This is a genomic window from Photobacterium panuliri (genome assembly GCF_059920555.1).
Genome location: NZ_CP197192.1, coordinates 2,339,109 through 2,358,601 on the forward strand (window position 1 = coordinate 2,339,109; position 19,493 = coordinate 2,358,601).

Annotated in this window: 23 protein-coding genes and 4 pseudogenes; 8 read left to right on the top strand and 19 right to left on the bottom strand. The window is 41.2% G+C overall.

Annotation, left to right across the window (positions count from 1 at the left end):
* Positions 1-148: 148 nt before the first annotated feature.
* Entirely contained in the window at positions 149-625 is a 477-nt protein-coding gene (locus tag ACSF8X_RS10840; RefSeq protein WP_500849929.1) for a hypothetical protein, read from the bottom strand.
* A 213-nt stretch (positions 626-838) separates the two neighbouring features.
* Between ACSF8X_RS10840 and ACSF8X_RS10845 the strand changes: the two are divergent.
* A pseudogene (locus tag ACSF8X_RS10845) lies at positions 839-962 on the top strand (transposase); the annotation flags it as partial.
* A gap of 51 nt (positions 963-1,013) precedes the next feature.
* On the opposite strand, the gene ACSF8X_RS10850 reads toward ACSF8X_RS10845, so the two are convergent.
* Together ACSF8X_RS10850 and ACSF8X_RS10855 are read right to left on the bottom strand one after the other, a co-directional pair.
* On the bottom strand, positions 1,014-1,322 hold the full coding sequence (locus tag ACSF8X_RS10850) for a hypothetical protein (RefSeq protein ID WP_500851199.1): 309 nt from the start codon (positions 1,320-1,322) through the stop codon (positions 1,014-1,016).
* A 156-nt stretch (positions 1,323-1,478) separates the two neighbouring features.
* The gene (locus ACSF8X_RS10855; protein ID WP_500849930.1) at positions 1,479-1,895 is read right to left on the bottom strand and encodes a hypothetical protein; all 417 of its coding nucleotides are present in this window, start codon (positions 1,893-1,895) and stop codon (positions 1,479-1,481) included.
* A 120-nt stretch (positions 1,896-2,015) separates the two neighbouring features.
* On the opposite strand from ACSF8X_RS10855, the gene ACSF8X_RS10860 reads away from it, so the two are divergent.
* Entirely contained in the window at positions 2,016-2,171 is a 156-nt protein-coding gene (locus tag ACSF8X_RS10860) for a hypothetical protein (protein WP_500849931.1), read from the top strand.
* A 224-nt stretch (positions 2,172-2,395) separates the two neighbouring features.
* Here the strand turns inward: ACSF8X_RS10860 and ACSF8X_RS10865 are convergent, their stop codons facing one another.
* The 3 genes from ACSF8X_RS10865 to ACSF8X_RS10875 form a co-directional block, all read right to left on the bottom strand.
* The gene (locus ACSF8X_RS10865) at positions 2,396-2,830 is read right to left on the bottom strand and encodes a hypothetical protein (RefSeq protein WP_500849932.1); all 435 of its coding nucleotides are present in this window, start codon (positions 2,828-2,830) and stop codon (positions 2,396-2,398) included.
* A gap of 258 nt (positions 2,831-3,088) precedes the next feature.
* Positions 3,089-4,054 (bottom strand): transposase, encoded by a 966-nt coding sequence (locus tag ACSF8X_RS10870; protein WP_500849933.1) that lies wholly within the window; start codon positions 4,052-4,054, stop codon positions 3,089-3,091.
* A 132-nt stretch (positions 4,055-4,186) separates the two neighbouring features.
* A complete protein-coding gene (locus ACSF8X_RS10875; protein WP_500849934.1) occupies positions 4,187-4,570 on the bottom strand; it encodes a DUF7674 family protein in 384 nt (127 codons plus the stop codon).
* A 98-nt stretch (positions 4,571-4,668) separates the two neighbouring features.
* On the opposite strand from ACSF8X_RS10875, the gene ACSF8X_RS10880 reads away from it, so the two are divergent.
* Positions 4,669-5,241 carry an IS110 family RNA-guided transposase gene (locus tag ACSF8X_RS10880; RefSeq protein ID WP_500849935.1) on the top strand — a complete coding sequence of 191 codons (573 nt, stop codon included), beginning with the start codon at positions 4,669-4,671 and terminating at the stop codon, positions 5,239-5,241.
* Between the two features lie 68 nt (positions 5,242-5,309).
* Here ACSF8X_RS10880 and ACSF8X_RS10885 read toward each other — a convergent pair whose 3' ends face one another.
* From ACSF8X_RS10885 to ACSF8X_RS10905, 5 genes and pseudogenes are all read right to left on the bottom strand, one after another.
* Positions 5,310-5,822 carry a hypothetical protein gene (locus ACSF8X_RS10885; RefSeq protein ID WP_500849936.1) on the bottom strand — a complete coding sequence of 171 codons (513 nt, stop codon included), beginning with the start codon at positions 5,820-5,822 and terminating at the stop codon, positions 5,310-5,312.
* Between the two features lie 266 nt (positions 5,823-6,088).
* Entirely contained in the window at positions 6,089-6,442 is a 354-nt protein-coding gene (locus tag ACSF8X_RS10890; RefSeq protein ID WP_500849937.1) for a hypothetical protein, read from the bottom strand.
* Between the two features lie 451 nt (positions 6,443-6,893).
* On the bottom strand, positions 6,894-7,259 hold the full coding sequence (locus ACSF8X_RS10895; RefSeq protein ID WP_500849938.1) for a T6SS amidase immunity protein Tai4 family protein: 366 nt from the start codon (positions 7,257-7,259) through the stop codon (positions 6,894-6,896).
* Positions 7,241-7,693 (bottom strand): annotated as a pseudogene (locus ACSF8X_RS10900) (type VI secretion system amidase effector protein Tae4). Before ACSF8X_RS10900 ends, ACSF8X_RS10895 begins: the two are co-directional and overlap by 19 nt.
* Positions 7,694-8,076: 383 nt before the next feature.
* A complete protein-coding gene (locus tag ACSF8X_RS10905) occupies positions 8,077-8,835 on the bottom strand; it encodes a transposase (RefSeq protein ID WP_500851200.1) in 759 nt (252 codons plus the stop codon).
* A gap of 46 nt (positions 8,836-8,881) precedes the next feature.
* On the opposite strand from ACSF8X_RS10905, the pseudogene ACSF8X_RS10910 reads away from it, so the two are divergent.
* Positions 8,882-9,355 (top strand): annotated as a pseudogene (locus ACSF8X_RS10910) (transposase); the annotation flags it as partial.
* A gap of 30 nt (positions 9,356-9,385) precedes the next feature.
* Here the strand turns inward: ACSF8X_RS10910 and ACSF8X_RS10915 are convergent.
* Positions 9,386-10,255, bottom strand: a complete 870-nt coding sequence (locus ACSF8X_RS10915) for a hypothetical protein (RefSeq protein WP_500849939.1) — start codon at positions 10,253-10,255, stop codon at positions 9,386-9,388.
* 105 nt (positions 10,256-10,360) lie between these two features.
* Between ACSF8X_RS10915 and ACSF8X_RS10920 the strand changes: the two genes are divergently transcribed.
* The gene (locus ACSF8X_RS10920; protein ID WP_500849940.1) at positions 10,361-10,921 is read left to right on the top strand and encodes an IS110 family RNA-guided transposase; all 561 of its coding nucleotides are present in this window, start codon (positions 10,361-10,363) and stop codon (positions 10,919-10,921) included.
* 259 nt (positions 10,922-11,180) lie between these two features.
* Entirely contained in the window at positions 11,181-12,137 is a 957-nt protein-coding gene (locus ACSF8X_RS10925) for an IS110 family RNA-guided transposase (protein WP_500849941.1), read from the top strand.
* A 35-nt stretch (positions 12,138-12,172) separates the two neighbouring features.
* Here the strand turns inward: ACSF8X_RS10925 and ACSF8X_RS10930 are convergent, their stop codons facing one another.
* The 4 genes from ACSF8X_RS10930 to ACSF8X_RS10945 form a co-directional block, all read right to left on the bottom strand.
* Positions 12,173-12,868, bottom strand: a complete 696-nt coding sequence (locus ACSF8X_RS10930; RefSeq protein WP_500849942.1) for a hypothetical protein — start codon at positions 12,866-12,868, stop codon at positions 12,173-12,175.
* Positions 12,869-13,045: 177 nt separating this feature from the next.
* Positions 13,046-13,558 carry an ankyrin repeat domain-containing protein gene (locus ACSF8X_RS10935; RefSeq protein WP_500849943.1) on the bottom strand — a complete coding sequence of 171 codons (513 nt, stop codon included), beginning with the start codon at positions 13,556-13,558 and terminating at the stop codon, positions 13,046-13,048.
* A 292-nt stretch (positions 13,559-13,850) separates the two neighbouring features.
* The gene (locus tag ACSF8X_RS10940) at positions 13,851-14,690 is read right to left on the bottom strand and encodes a hypothetical protein (RefSeq protein ID WP_500849944.1); all 840 of its coding nucleotides are present in this window, start codon (positions 14,688-14,690) and stop codon (positions 13,851-13,853) included.
* Between the two features lie 291 nt (positions 14,691-14,981).
* Positions 14,982-15,200 (bottom strand): hypothetical protein, encoded by a 219-nt coding sequence (locus ACSF8X_RS10945; protein ID WP_500849945.1) that lies wholly within the window; start codon positions 15,198-15,200, stop codon positions 14,982-14,984.
* 107 nt (positions 15,201-15,307) lie between these two features.
* Here ACSF8X_RS10945 and ACSF8X_RS10950 point away from each other — a divergent pair.
* Positions 15,308-15,754: pseudogene (locus ACSF8X_RS10950) on the top strand (IS110 family RNA-guided transposase); the annotation flags it as partial.
* A 32-nt stretch (positions 15,755-15,786) separates the two neighbouring features.
* Here the strand turns inward: ACSF8X_RS10950 and ACSF8X_RS10955 are convergent.
* The 3 genes from ACSF8X_RS10955 to ACSF8X_RS10965 form a co-directional block, all read right to left on the bottom strand.
* Complete coding sequence (locus tag ACSF8X_RS10955) at positions 15,787-16,113, bottom strand: hypothetical protein (RefSeq protein ID WP_084722244.1); 327 nt, start codon at positions 16,111-16,113, stop codon at positions 15,787-15,789.
* 1 nt (position 16,114) lies between these two features.
* The gene (locus tag ACSF8X_RS10960; RefSeq protein ID WP_047879254.1) at positions 16,115-16,615 is read right to left on the bottom strand and encodes a hypothetical protein; all 501 of its coding nucleotides are present in this window, start codon (positions 16,613-16,615) and stop codon (positions 16,115-16,117) included.
* Positions 16,616-17,017: 402 nt separating this feature from the next.
* Positions 17,018-18,007 (bottom strand): transposase, encoded by a 990-nt coding sequence (locus ACSF8X_RS10965; protein ID WP_500849946.1) that lies wholly within the window; start codon positions 18,005-18,007, stop codon positions 17,018-17,020.
* 260 nt (positions 18,008-18,267) lie between these two features.
* Here ACSF8X_RS10965 and ACSF8X_RS10970 point away from each other — a divergent pair, with 260 nt between their 5' ends.
* Complete coding sequence (locus ACSF8X_RS10970) at positions 18,268-19,311, top strand: IS110 family RNA-guided transposase (RefSeq protein WP_500849947.1); 1,044 nt, start codon at positions 18,268-18,270, stop codon at positions 19,309-19,311.
* Positions 19,312-19,493: the final 182 nt, after the last annotated feature.

A 19,493-nucleotide genomic window follows, 5' to 3' on the forward strand; every position in this document is an offset into this window, starting at 1 on the left:
GGGCTCAATCTTACATCAACATATGAAAAACCAATGTTCTATCAGCCACAAAAAATGATTCGTGGCTTAAACATTTAGCTAGATCTGACTGGTTTAATTGTGAAATGATCCGTCAAGCAGATAACGGTAAGAGCGGCATGGCTATGGCTTATACCAACGTCTTCCATACATTAACCAAAGCAAACATCATCAGTGTCATTACAATAGAAAATAAACTGGTCATTAAGCCATCACGCACTAATTCTCTATGCACTTCTGTTATTGTTTTTACCGGATACTCCCTTTCATAAGTAATACGTTCCTCATAAGACCACGTCATACGTATATAACGGTAAAACACATACCCTAACCCGATGTAACCAAGCACAGTCACAAACCCTATACCTGATGCTGGCCAAGTCATGAAAGAAACGACGCCCCCAATGTAATAGATAAGCTGAAGCCTATAGCTTGCCGCTTTTTGCCCCCACTTCAATATACGCGCTTCTTTAGCGTTCTTTATAGTACGCTTTGTATAAAAGAGACGATGCCGAGCTTCATAGCTTAATTGAGCATAATCTGAAAGCTTTCTATAGCCATCTGTCTGTTTTTTCTTGTTTCTAGTTCGTCTCTTATTGATGTTCATCCGGCGTTATCCACAGGCAAGATCTCGATCAACAGACAATATCACGAACTGTGGTGGCACTCATTACTGAGCGCGAGAATTAACCAAGATTGACCATACCGCCAAGATCATGGAGTTCAAATATGTAACGCCTTTTATAACGAGGGCAAAGGTTTGAATAACTTGTTTATGACGAAAATCGTCTTCTGCAACGCGTTCCTGGCATCGGAAAAAGCCGCTGCACTTATTGGTGTTGCCCCCATCAATCGAGAAAGTGGACGCTATAAAGGAAAGCGAGTCATTCAGGGGGGGCGATCACAAGTACGCAACGCTCTACATGGCCATGATTTCTACGATACTTTTCCTGCACAAACCGAGCGATGGAAAAGCTGTCAGCTTAAGTGCCTTGTTAAGGCTGAACTCGCCTAAGTCCCCACCAATATCTTAATGCAAAAGGGACCAGAAATATCAAAAATATCAATTGCCCAGATGCGACAAAATTAACACTATTTTCAGGACTAAATATATTTACAATTATGTAGGACACAAAGCTTAAAATTAGCGTAATTATTATTTCAGATAATACCGCACTCTGCATTGGATCGATTTCTGGTTCTTTACCCTGTTTGAGCTGCTTCAAAGTCTCACTTGCAATACTTATATACTTCCATGTAAGTGCAATTAATATCGGCAGTATTAGGAAAATGACTAATTTCAAAATTGATCCTTAAAGAATGACATGGACTCACCCTCATCCAGACTCTGCCACACTTGGTGAGTCTGAGTAAGAAAACGTTCGGAGGCCGCCATGTCACTTCTATCTATGGCATTGATTTAGCCAAACATTCCTTCAGCAAAAGTATGGGTGTCTTGTTTATTTTAAAACGAAAATGGCCAACCCTTTAACTCGTGTATAACGGTCGCCTGAGCTTATAACACCAAAACCATTGGAATTGGCATTTGTGCTAACCACACTAAATGTAGTAACCGCTCCACTCCGCTCTCTAATTTCGGTCAGAAGAATCCCGTTAGCTCCGACTTTTGAAGCTTCACTTTTCAGTCGTAAAAGAGCCTCATCCACTAGTTCACCATCACTTTTAAAGTCATGTCCCGCACTTGCTGAAATTATCGCAATTTCTTCATATGATTTAGGAGCCTTGCGATATAGAAGTACATTTTCTACAGTTGTTTGCTGCCGTGTATTTCCAACAATAATTGATGAGCTATCAACAATCGTACACCCTGAAAACAAAAGTAATGTCAGTACTGCTACACAAACTCTATTAACCATTTCTAATCCTAATAAACCTATATAACTTGCATTGCGCCATAACGAATGACATGGACTCCCCCCTCATCCAGACTCTTCCACACTTGGTGAGTCTGAGTAAGAAAACGTTCGGAGGCTGCCATGTTACTTTCTATCTATGGCATTGATTTAGCCAAACATTCCTTCAGTATCCACGGCGAGAATGCCAATGGCAACACCCTGATACACAAAACAATATCTCGATCAAAAGTACTCACGTTCTTTGCCAACGTGTCGCTTGTCATTCTCTTTAATTAGTACCGGCTCAGGTTAACCGATGTATGGCTAGGGAAGCGCCCGTCTGGCCCTGCATGAAACTAGCAGGCAGCGGTGAAACCGCAGTAAGAGACCCTCAATATGTGTTTGTCGTAAGCGACGATAATCGACAGAGCGAAGTAGACAACTTTGTTGTTCGGTTATATTGGCTGCTGCGCAACCAAGGGGAAAGATTTACCCCTTGATACCCCGAAGACAAATATGTGTTATGTGTTTTGTAGGCACATGTCATTCCAAGATTCCACTAGTGCCGAGTAGCTCCAGTTTACCTCTTCCGTTTTCTTCATAAGCAATGAAATGTCAGAAACATCATACATTTCTATCATGTCATTGGGGAAACTAACATTTAACCTGTCATCTTTCACAAACCAAGTTAAATACTCTCGCTCACCGATTAAATCATATAGGTAATTGCTTAGACAGCAATGAACAACAAAGAAATTTTGAATTTTGCTTTCAGTGATATCTAAGAGTTTTGATAGTTCTTTATCATCGAATACGGTCGAATTTGAGGCTGTGTCAAACTCTATTTTTATAAGATTAGTATCCCAAATTTCTATTGCATTTTTTTGCGCATAATTGTTGATTATATTTGAGACATTGAAATAGTCAGTAATCATAGATTTATACTGCTCAACCATGATTATCTCCTTAAACGTTCAATAAAAACACATAACGAATGACATGGACTCCCCCTCATCCAAACTCTGCCACACTTGGTGAGTCTGAGTAAGAAAACGTTCGGAGGCCCCCATGTCACTTTCTATTTATGGCATTGATTTAGCCAAACATTCCTTCAGTATCCACGGCGAGGATACCAATGACAACTCCCTGATCCGCAAAACAATATCTCGAGCAAAGGTATAGATATCTTCTTTATGATGAAGTTTGTAAGTTTATCAGGCCACGCTCAACAGCCGCCTACATGCACTCAGCCCTTGGGGGCGCCGCTGACCGATATGATGGTGGTACTCGCGAAGCAAATGCTCTTTGCCTATCGCGCCAGAAAAGTTGTGTTCCAAATGACGAGTTAATTCCAGCCAGTTCTCTTCGCTCAAACCTAAACGTAAAACAACATTGCGAGCTTTTGCTGAGATATATCCTTTCTTGCCATCACGGATGGCACGCCCCGTTTCATCGACAAGCAACAAATAATCGGAAAATACAAAAGGCAACCCCTTGGGCATGTTATCGCGAGGATTGCCGACAAAGGGCAATAACATTGTCGGTTGATATCCCGTTTTTGCTGCATTTGTACGTTTTTTAATGCTGGTATGCTCTGAGGTCTCTGGCGTTTTCGCTATTCCTGCTCGAACGGGATTCAAATCAACGTAAGCCATACAAGCAGCCAAGGCCGCTTCATCCAATAAAGCTTGAGATTTAAACCGCCCTTCCCAAAAACGTCCTGTACAACCATCTTCTTGATTGGCTTGACGAGCTATTGGTTCATTAAGCAACCGCATAAACCAGCTCATATCGTATAGCCGCTCACGCCATTCTTCTGTGAGCCGTTCAACGACCCGCAATTGTGCCTTGTCCATCTGGCTTCGGAGCCCTTCATCCAACCAGGTACGTGAAAGATAATGCCCTTTACACAACTGATGCCAACGAGTGAGCACTTCTTCCTGCGACCAATTCTGAGCTTGTTCAGCATCCACATGCAAAACAACATGCGTGTGGTTACTCATAACGGCATACGCACAAATATCAATCGCAAATACCTTGGCAAGAAACAATAGCCGTTGCTCCACCCAAGCACGTCGATGCTCGAAACATTTCCCCGTTAACGGATCTTTTCCGCAAAGAAAGGTTCTTCTCACACAACGCGATACGCAATGGTAATACGGCGTATCGGTTAGGCTCACTTGTGTTTTCCTTGCCTTGGGCATGATTGCCAGCTCCCTTTTTCATCCATGTAAAAAGAAGCCTAGAACACAAGGCAGGAAAGTACAAAAGTATGGGCAAAAGTATGGGTGTCTTGTTTATTCTCTATTCTACTAAAAATTCTCAGCCATATAGTTATCTGCGAACTCTGTCGCTAAAGGTCCAAGTAGAGTCCAGAAGTGAGATAACTCAAAGTCAGTTTTTGTAGATGCAATGTTTATGAGATTTTCCACGAAACATGTGCACGCAGCATTTGAAACCTCTTTATCCCCCACTTTGATTGCAAGATCTATGAAACCAAACAAATCTTCGCTTTTTTCATACTCACCTAACAAGAACCTTTCTACGACAAGTGAGCTAAAGATTGAGAATAACGAGTGAACTGAAATAGCTCCTTTTTCATCTATCCAATAGTCAGCTTCTTTTATAAAATGCTCACGACAATCTGGATATATATCAACGAATGCTGGCAATACTTCTGAAGGTGATATTTTCATTTTTTCCTCGAAGAAACATAACGAATGACATGGACTCCCCCTCATCCAGACTCTGCCACACTTGGTGAGTCTGAGTAAGAAAACGTTCGGAGGCCACCATGTCACCTTCTATTTATGGCATTGATTTAGCCAAACATTCCTTCAGTATCCACGTCGAGGATAGCAAAGGCAACACCCTGATTCACAAAACAATATCTCGAGCAAAAGTACTTACATTCTTTACCAACTTGCCGCCTGCCACTGTCGGAATGGAAGCCTGTGGTAGTTCCCATTACTGGGCGCGGGAATTAACCAAGCTCGGCCATACTGCCATGGTCATGGCCTCCAAATATGTGCCGCCTTTCATGACGGGTGCCAAGAATGACCTCAATGATGCGGTTGCCATTTGTGTGGCTGTCACCCGTCCTTCAACGCGCTTCGTTAAAATCAAATCCGCCGAGCAACAATCTATATTGATGCTCCACCGGGCCCGCGAAAACTGGGGGCATGAACGCACCACACTCCTTAACCAGATCCGGGCCGTCTCGGCAGAGTTCGGGATCATCGCCCCCAAAGGCTGCCATGCACTGCAAAAAAAAGTATGGGTGTCTTGTTTATTCCCTTTAGCATCGGAAGTAAAAGATGCTCAGTCATTTGTTGCGCTTAACTCCTATATGGTCGCAAGCATTTAACACCCGGCTTCAGCTGCTCCAAATGCGAAGCGGAGTTTGTGTTACTATTTGAGCGCAGCGAGTTAACACTAAAAACGCGCAGTTTTTTGGGGTAAACTGGAAGCACTTGTTATGTAACGACTAATTGCCCACTTACCTGACGAAAATAGCACCAATACAAAGAAGAACATAGGCATTACAATGAAAGCTCCATTAAGCCTAAAGTGAACAGGAACTACCTCTTTATCCTTCAGATAATACTCCGACCAAAATGTGTAATTATCAGCATCATATCTAAGAAAATAGAGCTCGTCATTACTAGATAACGACGCATATTCATTATTTGTCAATTTATAATTTGTAGCCTTAGGTAAGGTAATTAATAGGTCTTGGTACTTTTCTTTATCTAAAACATATTTATGCCATCTTATTATTTCTGGTTTTCCATTTATTTCGATTGCAATAGGAAAATTATCTCTAACCTCTTTCTTGCCATCATAATTTTCTGCTGAAATTAAATAGGGCGCAGTAACAAAAGAAACAATATACAGCAGAGTGAATATAAAAAATTTAAACAATACAAACGCTAGTTTTCTTAACATTACTCATCCTTGAGTTTATTAAACATATCAACCACAAGTGACATAACGAATGACATGCCCCCCCCTCATCCAGACTCTGCCACACTTGGTGAGTCTGAGTAAGAAAACGTTCGGAGGCCGCCATGTCACTTTCTATCTATGGCATTGATTTAGCGAAACATTCCTTCAGCATCCACGGTTAGGATGCCAATGGCAGTACAAAAGTATGGGTTTCTTGTTTATTGATTGCTTTGTTACGTTTTTGGCTCTCTTATTGATAACAATTATTAACCGGTAATCAAGCCATAAATAACACTAAACATGGAAACTGAGAACAATATAGCCCAAAGTCTTGTTACCGCATGTTTTATATGTAGTTTCGGGTTTGATGCCGTATACCATAAACAACGCACACAAAATACAGCATACATGGAAAAAATAATAGCAAATATCTTGTTATGAATCATCATAAGCAATTGGCTTGGCTCTTGGAAGCTAAATATTATTGCCACGCTTAAAAAACTAACACCAAGGATACTTATAAATCCGAACATATTAATTATCAAAATAGCTTGCCATATTTCTATATGACCATTCCACGCTCTATTTATAAACGACTCTTCCTGCGTTATAACTTGCATAGTTTACTCTGTGAAAAGAAGATTATGTAAGTATTACATTTTCATCTATATCTTGGCGTTTTGCATTGAATATGTACTTAATAAATAATTATTTGCGACATAGAATTATCAATACATTGAAAATCATGCCTAACAGATTGATTAATTTGTTAACTCCCTCGATTTGTTTAAATTTTGAAACATAACGAATGACATGGATTCCCCCTCATCCAAACTCTGCCACACTTGGTGATTCTTAGTAAGAAAACGTTCGGAGGCCTTTATGTCACGTTCTATCTATAGTACAAAACTATGGGTGTCTTGTTTATTTTAGATGTAGGAAAAACGAAATAAGTCGCCATCATTGCGTGTGTAAGAAAAATGGTTGTGATCTTAAATTCGATGATTCGAGATGGCGTCATGTGGAACGAAAACATAGCCAGAAATTAACTATTGACGCCATAGTCGTTTGTTATAACTCTGATTTTGCCTTAGTTAATAGCTTATGAACTTCTTCTGAGTTAGCGAAGTCTAAACAATATGCCAATTCTATTGAACTACCACTTTTTGATTTATAAGAGTCAATACTCTCATTGCTCAATAATTCACTGAGCTCAAAAAATGCATCCAAAGGCAAATTAGAAAACTCTCTGTAGCCTTGCATTGCCGTTACCGCATCTTTGGCCACATCGGAGCCCTTGTAATAAGTCGCAATACAAGAAGAAAGCGCATATTTTTTAAATAACTGCTCATCACTTTGAGTGCTCAATGGACTTGCGCTTAATCCCACGCTAAAAGTTGCAACAAATATAGTGCTGACTAATCTTCTAGTTTCCATAAGTACGCCTTCTTTGCTTGTGGGAAGTAACAACTATCCGTACATCTTGAGCCAGTCCAAATACTTGCATGCCCTGATGCATCTAGCCAAGTATCCACATCAACGACCAATATGCCTTTGTAGGCAGCCAACTTATTCGCATTGGGATTTTCAATTACAACCTCAGGATCACCAAACTTTTGATGCAAGAAGCTGATCAAATCCCTGACTCTGTAGATCTACCAATTTCCCTGTCCACCAGATACAGTTTTATTTTTAATGTAAGGAACCTTAAAACCAGCATAATTAAGTGCATATGACATCCGAATTGCACATGCATTTTCAAAACGCCCCTGCTCTGGTGTTAGCACATTGATATTGTGATTCACTCTACCACCAATTATTGTACCAACGTCCGATACATCTCGGTTAACCTTTGCAAAAGCCACTTTCATTTTTAGTAAGCTAGGACGTGCTGCCACTGAAAAACCTCCCCGTCAATTGTTTGAACGAAAAGGTCTCACAAAATAAGCAACCATACTAACAACAAGTTAATTGTTCTTGAGGCTCTTCAAGATCAAAGGTGTAACAATGAAACTGACAAAAGAGTTATAACGAATGACATGGACTCCCCCTCATCCAGACTCTGCCACACTTGGTAAGTCTGAGTAAGAAAACGTTCGGAGGCCACCATGTCACTTTCTATTTATGGCATTGATTTAGCCAAATATTCCTTCAGTATCCACGGCAAGGATGCCAATGGCAACACCCTGATCCACAAAACAATATCTCGAGCAAAGGTATAGATATATTGTTTATGATAAAGTTTGTAAGTTTATCAGGCCACGCTCAACAACCGCCTACATGCACTCAGCCCTTGGGTACGCCGCTGACCGATATGATGGTGGTACTCGCGAAGCAAATGCTCTTTGCCTATCGCGCCAGAAAAGTTGTGCTCCAAATGACGAGTTAATTCCAGCCAGTTCTCTTCGCTCAAACCTAAACGTAAAACAACATTGCGAGCTTTTGCTGAGATATATCCTTTCTTGCCATCACGGATGGCACGCCCCGTTTCATCGACAAGCAACAAATAATCGGAAAATACAAAAGGCAACCCCTTGGGCATGTTATCGCGAGGATTGCCGACAAAGGGCAATAACATTGTCGGTTGATATCCCGTTTTTGCTGCATTTGTACGTTTTTTAATGCTGGTATGCTCTGAGGTCTCTGGCGTTTTCGCTATTCCTGCTCGAACGGGATTCAAATCAACGTAAGCCATACAAGCAGCCAAGGCCGCTTCATCCAATAAAGCTTGAGATTTAAACCGCCCTTCCCAAAAACGTCCTGTACAACCATCTTCTTGATTGGCTTGACGAGCTATTGGTTCATTAAGCAACCGCATAAACCAGCTCATATCGTATAGCCGCTCACGCCATTCTTCTGTGAGCCGTTCAACGCCCCGCAACTGTGCCTTGTCCATCTGGCTTCGCAGCCCTTCATCCAACCAGGTACGTGAGAGATAATGCCCTTTACACAGCTGATGCCAACGAGTGATCACTTCTTCCTGCGACCAATTCTTAGCTTGTTCAGCATCCACATGCAAAACAACATGCGCCCAAAAGTATGGGTGTCTTGTTTATTCAAAACCTGTGCTCACGACCTTTAAAAATCAGATAGAAAAAACTGAACAAAAAATCCTATCTCTTATTGAATCATGCCCTGAGTATCAAAACAAAAATCGTCTTCTGCAGAGCGTTCCCGGCATCGGAAAAGTCGCAGCTGCATCCATCATTAGCAACGTTCCTGAGCTTGGGTTTATTACCAACAAACAAGCCGCTGCACTCATTGGCGTTGCCCCCATCAATCGAGAAAGTGGACGCTATAAAGGCAAGCGAGTCATTCAGGGGGGACGAGCACAAGTACGCACCGTGCTCTACATGGCTATGATGTCTGCGATGCAGTGTAACCCTGTTTTTAAAGCTACTTACCAGCGACTTTTAGATGCAGGAAAACCGAAAAAAGTCGCCATTATTGCGTGTGTAAGGAAAATGGTTGTGATCTTAAATTCGATGCTTCGAGATGGCGTCATGTGGAACGAAAACATAACCATAAATTAGCTATTGACGCCATAGTCGTTTGTTAGCAGTCTATTGATTCGTAGTGATTGAGTTTTTATGTTCAAGAACTTTTTCAATTGCAAATTTTGTCGCTTCTTCCTCTGACATAGCCATATTATGCGAAGAGTCGGCAAACAGAAAAGCTTGCTTAAACACTTCAAAGTCTTTTTCATCGTAGTTTTCCACCCAATCTAGTGAAAATAGCTTTGCTTCCGATTCACTCAAGTCCATTTTTGATGCTGAGTCTGCAAAGACATAAACTTCTTTGAAATACAAAAATTCCTCGTATGACTTAGTGTCTAACCAGTCATCTGCAAATTTCTTTGCTTCTATCTCACTCATATCCATGTAATTAGAAGCGTCGGCAAATTTATAGATGCGCTCATAATGATCTAAAGCTGTTAGAGGCTTAGGAGGAATCGGTTTCCCGCCTTGTTCATAGAAAGCAACGATTTTTTGAAGCATTGCATCTTTTGTATGCTTGTTTGGAACTAAATCAGCTGCAGCTATTGCATAACCCGCTGTTTGTTCGTTACTTAAAGCTGATTCAACAATAAGCTGCAATTGAGATGATTTTGTATAATCGTTATCAAAGCTACTTCCGGCGATAAGAGCATAGTTAAAATTATTCTTCTCCAATGCTTTTGCCACCACTTTCTCTAAAGCGCTATCCCTTCGGTAATCATTACCTATGGACTTCGCTGCTAAATACAAATGTTTTAGCACTATATCTTCATGAGGGTTTTGCAAATCTATTTTGACGCTTTCAACGTCTTTTTCGACTGTAGCTTTAATATCAATTGGCACCTCATCCAAAATATTGGGCTCAATTTTAAAATAGCTCAAAGCTGCAACAACGCATGCTACGATTGTTGCTATTTCTGCAATTTTCTTGATCAAATTTCCTCCTATGTGTGGTGACTGCTAACGAATGACATGGACTCCCCCTCATCAAGACTCTGCCACACTTGGTGAGTCTGAGTAAGAAAACGTTCGGAGGCCACCATGTCACTTTCTATTTATGGCATTGATTTAGCCAAACATTCCTTCAGTATCCACGGCAAGGATAGCAAAGGCAACACCCTGATCCACAAAACAATATCTCGAGCAAAAGTACTCACATTCTTTACCAACTTGCCGCCTGCTATTGTCGGAATGGAAGCCTGCGGCAGTTCCCATTACTGGGCGCGGGAATTAACCAAGCTCGGCCATACCGCCAAAATCATGGCCTCTAAATATGTGGCGCCTTTCAGGACGGGAGCCAAAAACGACCTCAATGATGCAGTTGCCATTGGTGTGGCTGTCACCCGTCCTTCAACGCGCTTCGTTAAAATCAAATCCGCCGAGCAACAATCCATATTGATGCTCCACCGGGCCCGCGATAACTGGGTTCACGAACGCACAGCACTCCTTAACCAGATCCGGGCTGTCATGGCTAAGTCGGGATCATCGCCCAAAAGTATGGTTGTCTTGTTTACTTCCCAGACAACCGGGGGAGTCCATGTAGCCCTGTTAAGGTGTGAGCAACGCAATACCGATGCTGCCGCATACCACCTTAAACACTAAACGCAACGCATAGCAAAAATGCCAAGCGTTGCGAATCACTCTTAAACAGATTGTATGGATAATAAGCTTGTCATTTGGGTAATGTGAGACCCAAGCTTTAGCTGCAACTAAAGCTTCTTATGCGGCAGTTCGTTTGAACGCTGGCTCCTCTATCGAGAGACCGATAACAAACATGAACGCCGCATAGGACTCCAAGCATCAACCTCGAATAGTCGACTGGGTCTCGAACCCGCATTTCGCAAGCAAGAGTTAGCTTATTATGAATACAAGCACACATCAAAACATTCATGTCGGTGTTGATACAGGTAAGTCACAACTAGACATTTTCATTCGCCCACTTGATATCTTTTTTACTGTTAACAACGACGAGAAAGGTATCAAAGAGGCCATCAAAACAATCAAACAATATGTCCCACAGCGCGTTGTAGTCGAAGCAACTGGACGTCTTGAAATGCCGTTCATCATTGCTTGTTCAGAAGCAAAACTTCCCTTTGTTATTGCTAACCCCATACATATAAAACGGTTCGCCGGAGCCATTGGTCAGCGAGCTAAAACAGACAAATTAGATGCTAGACTCATTGCTCACTATAGCGAGGCCATTCAACCTAATCTGACGCAACTGAAACCTGAAAATATGCGTTTAATGAGTGATTTAGTCGCTCGCCGTCATCAACTGCTGACCATGCAAACCATGGAGAAAAACCGATTACAATCACTTCCCAAACATCTTGTGAGCACCATCAAACCTGTGCTCACGACCTTTAAAAATCAGATAGAAAAAACTGAGCAAAAAATCCTATTTCTTATTGAATCATGCCCTGAGTATCAAAACAAAAATCGTCTTCTGCAGAGCGTTCCTGGCATCGGAAAAGTCGCAGCTGCATCCATCATTAGCAACGTTCCTGAGCTTGGGCTTATTACCAACAAACAAGCCGCTGCACTCATTGGCGTTGCCCCCATCAATCGAGAAAGTGGACGCTATAAAGGCAAGCGAGTCATTCAGGGGGGACGAGCACAAGTACGCACCGTGCTCTACATGGCTATGATGTCTGCGATGCAGTGTAACCCTGTTTTTAAAGCTACTTACCAGCGACTTTTAGATGCAGGAAAACCGAAAAAAGTCGCCATTATTGCGTGTGTAAGAAAGATGGTTGTGATCTTAAATTCGATGATTCGAGATGGCGTCATGTGGAACGAAAACATAGCCAGAAATTAGCTATTGACGCCATAGTCGTTTGTTAGCTCTAAAATTTACTGGATCGCTACTGAGTTTCTTAAATATGAATCTAGAAGGTTGTTACCTTTGAAGTGAACCAACTTAACTTTATTTAAAAAATCATTATATCCCTCAACATCTTCAGCACTTCGGGCGCTATCATGCATAAATGTCAGCATATTCACATATGCCTCTTGTTCTTCTAATGACAATTGAGGCATAAAACAATTGGTACGGTACAAAGTTAACACATTTTCCATTCTTTTTAGTGCCGCTAACTGATGAATTTTGGCGATAGTAGACTGGTCTAAAGTATTTATCATCGGCGATGAACCATTCATTTCTTGTTCTATTTTGTCAAGTTCATAAAATTCATTCACATTGTTCCAATCATAAACTGAGCAGCTATTAATTTTCGAGGTCACATAATTTGAAAACGAAGTATCATACTTCTGCCTCTGTTTAATTAACTGATAATCAATTCTTGATTGTTCTATACATCTGGCTACTTCCAAAAGATCACGATCAGGAGATATCATTCCGTTTTGATCCATTGATATAACGCGTTGCGCCTTAGCAAGTAACGATTGCTCAACTGCACTAAATAGGATACGACTTTTCTGGTTATTTCTAGCTTTCATAAAACCCATAGGGATAGCAATAAGGATCGCAAATGGGAGTACAACTAGATTAATCACAAAACCGATTAACTTCCCGACTATTGTTGCCACATTAAACCTCTTTTAAGCATGTTAGAACAGAACAACCAATAGTATACCATACTGTAACTTATACAAATATATTTTAGAGCTAACACCTGCGATAAGGTGTGCCCCACCCAAACCAACAAAGCACGCTTAACTCCGAGCCAAAACCGCCGAGTGTAACGCATCACCTTGATTGCCTTGTTATGCGATTAGTAGGCGATGGATATAATTAACTACTTCACTTGATGCTCCATGAATTCGCGCAAAGTCTAAACCATTTACTGAACCACCAAGATCCTCAGCAACTGCCTGTACGTCACAGCCTCTTTCAACCAACAACTTAATCATATTCAAGTCACCACGAGTACATGCCTTTAAAAAAGGTGTTTTATCCATATAACCATGGTGTTCAATATTGGCTCCATTTTTTAGCAAAAGTTTAACCACTTTAAGTGCTATTTCAGGATTGTGACCTACATAATCAATGACATTCAAAAGCGGAGTATCACCACATGCGCTCAATGTTTCTAAAGACGCCCCTTTAGATATGAAAAACTCAACATTCTCATACTGAACTCGCTCACAAGCTACATTTAGCAAATAATCTCCAACTGAATCAGGTTCTAATACTGACAAAGTTGCATCATATACTTCACGAACATCAGCAGGACTTAATTCTGCAAGAATTTCATTGTAACTATCAATTCGCTGCATTCATACCTCGCATAACGAATGACATGGACTCCCCCTCATCAAGACTCTGCCACACTTGGTGAGTCTGAGTAAGAAAACGTTCGGAGGCCACCATGTCACTTTCTATTTATGGCATTGATTTAGCCAAACATTCCTTCAGTATCCACGGCGAGGATAGCAAAGGCAACATCCTGATCCACAAAACAATATCTCGAGCAAAGTGTATCTTCTAATGTGAGAACTGCTTATATCACCGCCCACATTGGGCGATGATATAAACTAAGGTTAGTAAGAAAACACCCTATAATAGGTATTAAGAACGACGGTCAACTGCCATAATTTTAATTAGTTCTAAACCATGAATCTCTTTACCATCCATAGCTGTGTATCCTAAACTGAACTCCTCAGGAGCAAAAGGCTGACCTTTGTAGTTAATGATACCACTTACATTATAAGTGATTCTCTTGTAATCCATGTAGCGTTCAATAACCGTATCAGGGTTTACAGAGATAGTTGCTTTCAACACCAAGAAACCATCTATATAGGAAACCTCTTGGCTAGTTACCACATCACCTGAGCCATAAAGAGGATCTAAAGTCATAGAGAAATCACTCATCGCATGACTATTAGGGACTTTTTGTTTAACTTCTACAAAGATTTCATTAGTGAGTGGGTATGAGAAAGTATTTCCATCAGAGATCTCAATACTTCCATCTTCACCCTTATCACAGGTGAGCTGGTTGCACATATAGTTGATGTCGCTGAAATTCCAGTTAAGAACGTCAGAAATGTAAGTCTTAACTTCCAAACTTTCAAACTGATTGAAGCGATCATCATCTAAACATTCACCGTTATCACCACAAGGTGCTGTAGGTAAAGGTTTTGAAGGCTCAAGAGGAGTAAGCGGAATATCTGGATTAGCAGGAGTGCTTGGCTCCAATGGAATTAACGGTTGGTCAGGGTTAACTGGTTTTGAAGGCTCAAGAGGAGTAAGCGGAATATCTGGATTAGCAGGAGTGCTTGGCTCCAATGGAATTAACGGTTGGTCCGGGTTAATAGGCGGATTAGTTCCGCCTGAACCGCTATCACCACCAGAACCACCACAACCAACAAGAGCTAAAGAAACAAAAGAAGAAAGGATTATTTTTTTCATTATAGTTACATTATAGGATAATTAATATAAAAAGGTTCTATCCACTAACTTCTTATCAGTATATTAACTGATAAGAAAGTCAAAGATTAATACCTAAGTAAAGATTCCAACATTCAAATGAAGCCAGAATTTTTATTATACAAAACTAACCAATATACCAACAAACAAATTAATCAATACAATCAATCTAAAATTCTTATCAAGACTAAAACCTAATACCAATATATAAAAATATAACCATTATGTCATTTCTTCTCTAAATATTAATTTAGATAGTAAGCTGTCAGTTGCCTAAGCATGCTTATCATTGTGGTATTTCGATATTTCATCGAACTCTCTTTCTAGCCTTTTTAGTTGCTGTTGACGAGCTTTCTTCCTTTTTTCAACTTTACTTTTTTTACTTCTTTCTAGCCATGTATCCAACATTACTTGAACTTTTGGCGTAATCACGTTAGCAATAATAGCTAAGGGGATTGCTAGCAAAATACTAACCCCTAAATCGATACTCAATTTGAACTCCATACTTAAATTTACGTTTAACGAATGACATGGACTCCCCCTCATCCAGACTCTGCCACACTTGGTGAGTCTGAGTAAGAAAACGTTCGGAGGCCACCATGTCACTTTCTATCTATGGCATTGATTTAGCCAAACATTCCTTCAGTATCCACGGCGAGGATAGTAAAGGCAACACCCTGATCCACAAAACAATATCTCGAGCAAAAGTACTCACTTTCTTTGCCAATTTGCCACCTGCCATTGTCGGAATGGAAGCCTGCGGCAGTTCCCATTACTGGGCGCGGGAATTGACCAAACTCGGCCATACCGCCAAGATCATGGCCTCCAAGTATGTGGCGCCTTTCAGGACGGGTGCCAAAAACGACCTCAATGATGCAGTTACCATTTGTGTGGCTGTCACCCGTCCTTCAACGCGCTTCGTTAAAATCAAATCCGCCGAGCAACAATCCATATTGATACTCCACCGGGCCCACGATAACTGGGTTCACGAACGCACGGCACTCCTTAACCAGATCCGAGCTGTCATGGCTGAGTTCGGGATCGTCACCCAAAAGTATGGGTGTCTTGTTTATTCCGCCTAAAGTCCAGCAGCTTTCAGGTTAAACTCATTTTTCATTCGTAATGATGTAGATTTTACACATATCGCGTAATGTCCTTTTCGTTCTTTTATTTGTCTAAGTATCATACTACGAACTTCTTTTGCCAACCATTTAGCTGGGTTTGCACCAATGGGCATAGGCCTAGGTACTAAATCCATTACATCTGAACATTTCTTTGATTCAGACAACAACTTATATGTAAGATTAAACATCTCATCATTAACTGGCCACTCATTAGCTTGAGGGCCATAAATTTTAACTAGAAAAGTTCGTAAATCATTCTGCTCTGTAGTAGTTAGACTCATCTTATTTACTCATAATTGAATTGAAAACATTTTTATAGTTTGCTTCTAAACCATTGATGTTTATATGGTGAATTTGAGAACCATCTATAATAAAAATATTACCTTGACCATATTCGTTAGAGTAAGCACCCAAAACTGTCATCTGATCTAATTTTTTCACGTCTTTATTATCATTTTTAATTCCAAACGAACTTGACAATTCAGATGAAATTAAACTCAACCATTCGGGCAACTGCTTTCTTTTCTCAATGAAAAACAATGATTGAAAAAAATCCACATCAACATCAGTTAGATCAACCGGCTGATAATAATTTTTAGCATCTACTAATTCATGTGAAAAATACCAATCATCATACTTAAATATGAGCAAGTCACCAGAATGAACCAAAGATTTTGGTTCATCATAGTTTACATTGAGGCCTTTTGATAAATGTAGTTGATTATTACTAGCAAAGGCTACACAAGGTAACATCAAACAAATAATTAATATCAGTTTTTTCATGGTTAACATCATCAATAGTAAAGATAGTTAACCTTATTGAAATTAACTTCTTTACCCAACAAAAACATGAACTTTAAAACAATTAGTGGGATTGAAAGCAAGAAAGTATGTAACAATTAAGTTTGATATTTAAGTATTCCATGCCATAGTTTCAGTGCAAACTGACATTTACGAGTTAACGAATGACATGGACTCCCCCTCATCCAAACTCTGCCACACTTGGTGAGTCTGTGTAAGAAAACGTTCGGAGGCCACCATGTCACTTTCTATTTATGGCATTGATTTAGCCAAACATTCCTTCAGTATCCACGGCGAGGATGCCAATGGCAACACCCTGACCCACAAAACAATATCTCGAGCAAAAGTATAGATATATTGTTTATGATGATGTTTGTAAGTTTATCAGGCCACGCTCAACAACCGCCTACATGCACTCAGCCCTTGGGTACGCCGCTGACCGATATGATGGTGGTACTCGCGAAGCAAATGCTCTTTGCCTATCGCGCCAGAAAAGTTGTGCTCCAAATGACGAGTTAATTCCAGCCAGTTCTCTTCGCTCAAACCTAAACGTAAAACAACATTGCGAGCTTTTGCTGAGATATATCCTTTCTTGCCATCACGGATGGCACGCCCCGTTTCATCGACAAGCAACAAATAATCGGAAAATACAAAAGGCAACCCCTTGGGCATGTTATCGCGAGGATTGCCGACAAAGGGCAATAACATTGTCGGTTGATATCCCGTTTTTGCTGCATTTGTACGTTTTTTAATGCTGGTATGCTCTGAGGTCTCTGGCGTTTTCGCTATTCCTGCTCGAACGGGATTCAAATCAACGTAAGCCATACAAGCAGCCAAGGCCGCTTCATCCAATAAAGCTTGAGATTTAAACCGCCCTTCCCAAAAACGTCCTGTACAACCATCTTCTCGATTGGCTTGACGAGCTATTGGTTCATTAAGCAACCGCATAAACCAGCTCATATCGTATAGCCGCTCACGCCATTCTTCTGTGAGCCGTTCAACGCCCCGCAACTGTGCCTTGTCCATCTGGCTTCGCAGCCCTTCATCCAACCAGGTACGTGAGAGATAATGCCCTTTACACAGCTGATGCCAACGAGTGATCACTTCTTCCTGCGACCAATTCTTAGCTTGTTCAGCATCCACATGCAAAACAACATGCGTGTGGTTACTCATAACGGCATACGCACAAATATCAATCGCAAATACCTTGGCAAGAAACAATAACCGTTGCTCCACCCAAGCACGTCGATGCTCGAAACACTTCCCCGTTAACGGATCTTTTCCGCAAAGAAAGGTTCTTCTCACACAACGCGATACGCAATGGTAATACGGCGTATCGGTTAGGCTCACTTGTGTTTTCCTTGCCTTAGGCATGATTGCCTGCTCCCTTTTTCATCCATGTAAAAGGAAGCCTAGAACACAAGGCAGGAAAGTACAAAAGTATGGGTGTCTTGTTTATTCAACGCAATACTGATGCCGCCGCATATCACCTTAAACACTAAAACCAACGCATAGTAAAAATGCCACGCGTTGCGAATCACTCTTAAACAATTTGATACTCATTGAGCCCTCTCCGCCAGCATAGCCATCTCTGACTATGCTGGTAGGCGACAAACCAAACCGGAGAAGACTCTATGAGATTTTATAACCAACAGCATGACTTTTACTGTGGCATTGATCTTCATGCTCGCATTCTTTATGTCTGTATCCTCGATTCCACCGGCAATAAGGTACTGCATAAAAAAATTAACGCTGACCCAGATGAATTGCTCGATATCCTGCAGCCATACCAAGACCGAATAGTTGTTGGTGTTGAATGCATGCACTGCTGGTACTGGGTTAGCGATCTCTGTCTGGACTACGCGGTTGATTTTGTTCTTGGGCATGCGCTCTATATGAAAGCCATACACGGTGGAAAAACAAAAAACGACCGTATAGACGCTTATAAAATTGCCGCCTTGTTAAGGGGCGGTAATTTTCCCATCGCTTATGTCTATCCCAAAGCGATGCGTGCAACACGCGACTTACTTCGGCGCCGATCTAAAATCGTCAGACATGGTGCCGACCTCAAAGCCCATGTATCAAACACTTTTACCCAGTACAACCAACCATCACCTAACCTGCAACTTCGTTACCCTTATGCAAGAGATGAAGTTCGTCAACGCTTTGATCAAGCATCAGTCAATAGAAATATCGACTTAGATCTTAACATCATTGCCTTCTACACCAAGGAGCTTGCAAGCCTCGAACACTTTATCGAGATGAACGCGAAACAGCACAACGCACAGGATTACCACCTTTTACAGACCGTACCTGGTATCGGTCGCATTCTTGCGCTAACCATTCTGTATGAAATCGGCCATATCGAGCGTTTCCCAACCGTACAACAATTCGCCTCATATGCACGACTCGTGAAATGCAAGGCCCAGTCAGCAGGTAAAACCTATGGCACCAGCGGTAATAAAATCGGTAACGCACATCTTAAATGGGCATTCTCAGAAGCCGCTGTTCTTTATCTTCGAGGGAACGACAAAGCACGTCGGTATCTAAACAGCCTGCAGAAACGTATGAGTAAAGCAAAAGCACTCTCGGTACTGGCACATAAACTGGGTCGTTGCGTCTACTTCATGCTGAGGAACAAAACTGTGTTTGATGACCGACGATTTTTACCCGAATAAGTCGCACAATGGGATGAGCTGTTAGTCTAACTGGTGCTGATAGTTAGCACGCTGCTGAATCCATTCTACTAGGCATCTCAGCCTTCACTGGATCTGCTGTGCATTGGTTGTTCAAGCCCCTTTGCTTTGATTAGCCATCCCATTGTTGCGCATCAATACGAACAACAAAGTTGCTTACACCT